The 6,000-nt window shown below is 67.2% G+C and carries 5 protein-coding genes; 4 read left to right on the forward strand and 1 reads right to left on the reverse strand.

The window, feature by feature from the left end; genetic code table 11:
- Nucleotides 1-410: 410 nt before the first annotated feature.
- Nucleotides 411-2,120: a malate dehydrogenase (quinone) gene (gene mqo / locus ACQKJZ_RS07710; protein WP_427730613.1), complete on the forward strand. Its 1,710-nt coding sequence runs from the start codon at nucleotides 411-413 to the stop codon at nucleotides 2,118-2,120.
- Between the two features lie 75 nt (nucleotides 2,121-2,195).
- On the opposite strand, the gene ACQKJZ_RS07715 is transcribed toward mqo, so the two are convergent.
- On the reverse strand, nucleotides 2,196-2,573 hold the full coding sequence (locus tag ACQKJZ_RS07715; RefSeq protein WP_427730614.1) for a hypothetical protein: 378 nt from the start codon (nucleotides 2,571-2,573) through the stop codon (nucleotides 2,196-2,198).
- Between the two features lie 124 nt (nucleotides 2,574-2,697).
- Between ACQKJZ_RS07715 and ACQKJZ_RS07720 the strand changes: the two genes are divergently transcribed.
- The 3 genes from ACQKJZ_RS07720 (at nucleotide 2,698) to ACQKJZ_RS07730 (ending at nucleotide 5,918) form a co-directional block, all read left to right on the forward strand.
- The gene (locus tag ACQKJZ_RS07720) at nucleotides 2,698-3,660 is read left to right on the forward strand and encodes an ArsR/SmtB family transcription factor (protein ID WP_427730615.1); all 963 of its coding nucleotides are present in this window, start codon (nucleotides 2,698-2,700) and stop codon (nucleotides 3,658-3,660) included.
- On the forward strand, nucleotides 3,657-4,598 hold the full coding sequence (gene metF, locus ACQKJZ_RS07725) for a methylenetetrahydrofolate reductase (RefSeq protein WP_427730616.1): 942 nt from the start codon (nucleotides 3,657-3,659) through the stop codon (nucleotides 4,596-4,598). The genes ACQKJZ_RS07720 and metF overlap by 4 nt, the downstream gene beginning before the upstream one ends.
- 273 nt (nucleotides 4,599-4,871) lie before the next feature.
- Nucleotides 4,872-5,918, forward strand: coding sequence for a homocysteine S-methyltransferase family protein (locus ACQKJZ_RS07730; RefSeq protein WP_427730617.1), 1,047 nt, complete (start codon nucleotides 4,872-4,874; stop codon nucleotides 5,916-5,918).
- Nucleotides 5,919-6,000: the final 82 nt, after the last annotated feature.

A 6,000-nucleotide genomic window follows, 5' to 3' on the forward strand; every position in this document is an offset into this window, starting at 1 on the left:
AGCCGACCGGCCGCGGCGGGAACGTATTTCCCCTAGCCAGGCGGCCCGGGCCGGAAAGGTCATGTTCGCATGGCCTTAACGCGGTCCCAAGGGTTGAAATCGGTTGCCGGACCGCCACATGAGCATCCTGACGCCGTAATCACGCCGGGATATTTGCACCGACAAGGTGCCGCCGGGCGGACATGGACATGGCTCGACCATGCGTTAATCGACGTCCGAACAGGACCATAGCGACAGTTTTGGGATGAGGATCAAGGGTTCGGCCGACGGCCTCGCCCCGCCATGCCTGTTGGGGGCGGGCGGGGGGCGGGGCACGGATCGAACGGAATCACGGCCATTGGCCGGCATCCCGCTCGACGTCTTTTCACGTGCGTGGGACCGGTGCGGCCCGCAAGGACGAGAAGGCGGAAATGATGCAGAACAATCGTGATGATGTGCCGGCCGGCGACGAACGCGCCGGCGTGACCCGGCGCGCGATGCTGGGTGCGACCCTGGCGGCGGGCACCGCGTCGGTCGCGCCCTTCGTCGCCGAGGCGGCGGCGTCCGAACACAAGGTCGATGTGCTGCTGATCGGTGGCGGCATCATGAGCGCGACGCTGGGCGTCCTGCTGCGCGAGCTGGAGCCGGGCTGGACCATCGAGCTGGTCGAACGGCTGGACAAGGTGGCCGAGGAAAGCTCGAACGGCTGGAACAATGCCGGCACCGGTCACTCGGCGCTGTGCGAGCTGAACTATACCCCGGTCAACGAGGCCGACGGGCGGGTCGAGATCAAGAAGGCGATCGAGATCAACGAGCAGTTCCAGGTCACGCGCCAGTTCATGAGCCACCAGCTGCGCACCGGCGTCCTGCGGAACCCGCGCAGCTTCATCAATTCCACCCCGCACATGAACCTGGTGTGGGGCGACGAGAATGTCGCCTTCCTGCAAAAGCGCCATGCCGCGCTGCTCGCCAGCCCGCTATTCTCCGGCATGGAGTTCACCACCGACCCGCGCCAGATCGCGCAATGGGTGCCGTTGATGATGGAAGGGCGCAAGGGCGGGCAGAAGCTTGCCGCGACCCGCTCGACGCTGGGCACCGATTGCGAATGGGGCGAGGTGACGCGCCAATATATCCGTTCGCTCCAGGGACAGTCCGGCGTGACGCTGACCACGGGGCATGAGGTCCGCTCGCTGGAGCGCAACAATGACGGCACGTGGCGGGTGACCGCGCGCGACATGAAGACGGGCGACAAGCGGATCATCACCGCGCGCTTCGTCTTCGGTGGCGCCGGCGGCGGCGCGCTGCCCATCCTTCAGAAGTCGGGCATTCCCGAGGGCGACGATTATGCCGGCTTCCCGGTCGGTGGATCGTTCCTGGTCAGCGAGAACCCGGCCATCGCGCGCCGTCATCTGGCCAAGGTCTATGGCAAGGCCGCGACCGGATCGCCGCCCATGTCGGTCCCGCATCTCGACACCCGCTATCTGAACGGCAAGCAGGTGCTGTTGTTCGGGCCGTTTGCGACCTTCTCGACCAAGTTCCTGAAGGAAGGGTCCTATTTCGACCTGCCCAAGTCGGTGACGCTCGACAATTTCCGCCCCATGCTGTCGGTCGGGTGGAACGAGTTCGATCTGGTCGAATATCTCGCCGGTCAGCTGATGATGAGCCAGGAGGACCGGATGAACGCGCTGCGGGAATATTTCCCCAACGCCAAGGACGGCGACTGGCGGCTGTGGCAGGCGGGCCAGCGGGTGCAGATCATCAAGCGCGATCCCGACAAGGGCGGCGTCCTGAAGCTGGGCACCGAGATCGTCGCGTCGAAGGACGGGTCGATCGCCGCGCTGCTGGGCGCGTCGCCGGGTGCCTCGACCGCGCCATCGATCATGCTGAACCTGATCAAGAAGGTCTTTCCCGACCGGCTGGCGACGCCCGCCTGGCAGGCCAAGATCCGTGAGATCGTGCCCAGCTATGGCACCGCGCTGAACGACGACCGCGATCTGCTGGCGCATGAATGGGCCGCGACCGCCGAGACGTTGCAGCTCGCCATGGCACCGCCGGCGGTATCGCCCCGCTCGACCACCGAGGCGCCCCGCCCGGAAGCGACGCGGGTCAGCCCCAATCGCAGCCCCGATCTGGCGTTGTAATTGCGCCGGATGACGGCATGAAAAAGGGCCGGCCGTGACATCCCACGGCCGGCCCTTTCCTGTCAGGATCGGCGATCAGCGGCGGACGTCTTCGCCCGCCCGGACCATGGCGTTGCCGGTCGCCTGACGGGCATTGTCGGCGCCGCGTTCGATCTTGTCGCCCGCCCGGTCCAGGTTGCGATCCAGGTCGTCGCCGGCACGGTCGGCCTGGGCGGCGGCGCGGTCACCGGCGCGGTCCAGCTTGTCACCGGCGCGGTCCATGGTGTTCTCGGCCGAGTTCAGCGCGCGCGCGGTCGCCGCCTCGACATCGTCGGCGGCGTTCTGCGTCGTCGACTTCACGTCCGACCCGATGGCGTCGGCGGCCTGCTCGGTCTGCTGCTGGGCATTTTCGCTGCACGCGGACAGCGAGATCGCGGCGGCACCGGTCAGAGCGAGGATCAGGGCCTTCTTCATGGCAAACACTCCCGTTTGAAATATTCGATCCGCCTGCCAACGCAGATAGACCGTTTCGGGTCCGTGTCGGGCAAATTGAGGTCCTGCGTTGACCGCATATAAAGATATCTTTATATCGTGATCCATGGCGAACGCGCTCGAAATCTTTCGCGCTCTGGGCGATCCGACGCGGTTGCGCATATTGGCGCTGCTCCGCTCGATGGAGCTGTCCGTGGGCGAACTGGCGCAGGTGCTGGGCCAGAGCCAGCCGCGCGTCAGCCGCCATGTGAAAATCCTGGTCGACGCCGAACTGGCCGAGCGGCGCAAGGAAGGCAGCTGGGTCTTCGTCGCGCTGGGTGACCGCGAGGCGGTGGAGCCGATGACGGCCGCGCTCGATCGCTGGACGGCGGAAACGCCCGACCCCTGGGTCGTGGCCGATGTCGCGCGACTGGCGGCGGTGCGCGCCGACCGGGCCGCGAGTGCGGCGGCCTGGTTCGAGGATCATGCGGGCGAGTGGGATGCGATCCGCTCGCTCCACGTCGCCGACAGCGAGATCGAGGAGGCGATGGCGGGCCTGATCGGCGAGGGCGATCTGGGCGCGCTGATCGATATCGGCACGGGCACCGGGCGGATGCTGGAGCTGTTCGGCGACCGGGCGGACTCGGCGCTGGGCATCGATCGCTCGTCGGAGATGCTGCGGCTGGCGCGGGCCAAGCTGCACGGGCGTGCCAATACCGAGTTGCGGCAGGCGGACCTCTATGCGCTCCCCATGGGCGACGGCGCGGCGGACATCGCGATCCTGCACCATGTCCTGCACTTCGCGCAGCAACCCGGCGCGGCGATCGCCGAGGCGGCGCGGGTGCTGGGGCCGGGCGGGCGGTTGCTGATCGCCGACTTCGCGCCGCATGATCGCGAGGAATTGCGGCAAAAGGCGGCGCATAGCCGCCTGGGCTTTGCCGATGAGCAGATGACTAGCTGGTTCGGCCCCGCCGGGCTGACGCTGGCCGAGACGAGGACGCTGGAGGGTGGCGAGCTGACCGTCAAACTCTGGTTGGGTGTGAAGAAGGGGCTTCGGCCCGTCGAGACGAATAGGGTGAGGGCGGCATGACGAACACGATCCTGACGCGGACCGAGGCCGCGCTGGCGCATGAGGAACCGCTGTTCGCCGATGTCGGCGGCGATATCGCGGTCAGCTTCGAATTCTTCCCGCCCAAGACGGAGAAGATGGACGCGCAGCTGTGGGATGCGATCCGCACGCTGGAGCCGCTCGACCCGCGCTTCGTCTCGGTGACCTATGGTGCGGGCGGCTCGACCCGCGAGCGGACCCATGCGACCGTCGCGCGCATCCAGCGCGAGACGACGATGGACGCCGCCGCGCACCTGACCTGTGTCGAGGCGACCCGTGAGGAGATCGACCAGGTCGCGCAGGAATATTGGGCGGCGGGCGTGCGGCATATCGTGGCGCTGCGCGGCGATCCCCCCGCCGAGGGCGCGCGCTTCGTCAGCCATCCGGGCGGTTACGAGAATGCCGCCGATCTGGTCGCTGGCCTCAAGAAGCTGCACCCGTTCGAGATTTCGGTGGCGGCCTATCCCGAATGTCACCCGGACTCGGCTGACAGCCGGGCCGATATCGATAACCTCAAGCGCAAGATCGACGCCGGGGCCAACCGCGCGATCACGCAATTCTTCTTCTCGCCCGAAGCCTATTTCCGCTTCCGCGATGCCGCGGCGGCGGCGGGGATCACTGCCGAGATCGTGCCGGGCATCCTGCCGGTGTCGAACGTCGCGCAGACCCGCAAGTTCGCCGCCATGTGCGGCGCGCGCATCCCCGACTGGATGGACCGTCTGTTCGAGGGGCTGGACGACCATCCCGGCGCACGCCAGTTGGTCGCCGCGACCATCGCGGCCGAGATGTGCCGTCGCCTCTATGCGGGCGGGGTGAAGGGTTTCCATTTCTACACGCTGAACCGTGCCGAACTGGCTTATGCGATCAGCCATTTGCTGGGCGTGCGGGGGAAGAAAGCCGAAGCGGTCGCGGCGGCGTGACGATTGGCCCCCTCCCGCACGCGGGAGGGGGTTGGGGGAGGGCGGTGCGGCAGACGGTGTCGCTTGCGGCTTTCCCTCCCCCGGCCCCTCCCGCCTGCGGGAGGGGAGTGACGAAATAGAGGGTCGAAGGTGGCGAGAGCGCAGGACCGACGATCCAGGCACGCCCCTCCCGCGAGCGGGAGGGGATAGGGGAGGGCAGGGCCCCAGGCGATGACGCCTGAGGCTCCCCACCCCCCCAACGGAACAACCGCTCGCCAGAGCAGGAGCAAGACGATGACGACCCGCGACACATTCCTCGCCGAAGCGGCCAAGCGCATCCTGATCACCGATGGCGCGTTCGGCACCGAGATCCAGAACTGGAAGCTCGACGAGGCGGCCTATGCGGGAACGCTGGGCCTGTCCCACGACCAGAAGGGCAATAACGACATCCTGGCGCTGACCAAGCCCGAGGTGCCCGAGTCCATCCACCGCGCCTATTTCGAGGCGGGCGCGGACATCGCAGAGACCAACACCTTCTCCGCCAACCGGATCAGCCAGGCCGATTACGGTGCCGAACATCTGGTGCGCGAGATCAATGTCGAGAGCGCCAAGCTCGCCCGCCGCCTGGCCGACGAATATCAGGCGAAGGATGGCCGCCCCCGCTTCGTCGCGGGCGCGATCGGGCCGACCAACAAGACGCTGTCGCTGTCGCCGGACGTCAACGATCCGGGCTATCGCGAGATCGACTTCGATTTTCTGAAGGACGTGTACCGCGAACAGATCGACGCACTGGTCGAGGGCGGCGCGGACTTCATCCTGATCGAAACCGTGTTCGATACGCTGAACGCCAAGGCCGGGATCATGGCGACGATCGAGGCGGGCGAGGCGCTGGGCCGCGAGATTCCGATCATGCTGTCGATGACGCTGACCGACCTGTCGGGCCGCAACCTGTCGGGCCATACGGTCGAGGCCTTCTGGCACGCGGTGCGCCATGCCAAGCCGCTGACCATAGGGCTGAACTGCTCGTTCGGGGCGGAGCAGCTGCGTCCGCATGTGAAGACGCTCTCCGAAATCTGCGACACGCTCGTCATGATCTATCCCAATGCCGGACTGCCCAACGAGCTGGGTGCCTATGACGAGGCGCCGGTGACCACCGCCGGGCTGGTCGGCGAATGGGCGGTCGAGGGGCAGGTCAATGTGCTGGGCGGCTGCTGCGGCTCGACCCCGGCGCATATCAAGGCAATCGCCGACAAGGTGAAGGGCATGCAGCCGCGCGCCATCCCGACCCCGCCGGTCGTCACCCGCCTCGCCGGGCTGGAGCCGTTCACCATGGCGGCGTGACCTGTAAAGCCCCTCCCCTTCAGGGGAGGGGTTGGGGTGGGGCGTGGCCTTCATCCCGGACCTTTGACTGCCTGGACAGGCC

Source organism: Sphingomonas sp. NPDC019816, from assembly GCF_050274375.1.
In the GTDB taxonomy this organism is placed as follows: Bacteria; Pseudomonadota; Alphaproteobacteria; order Sphingomonadales; family Sphingomonadaceae; genus Sphingomonas.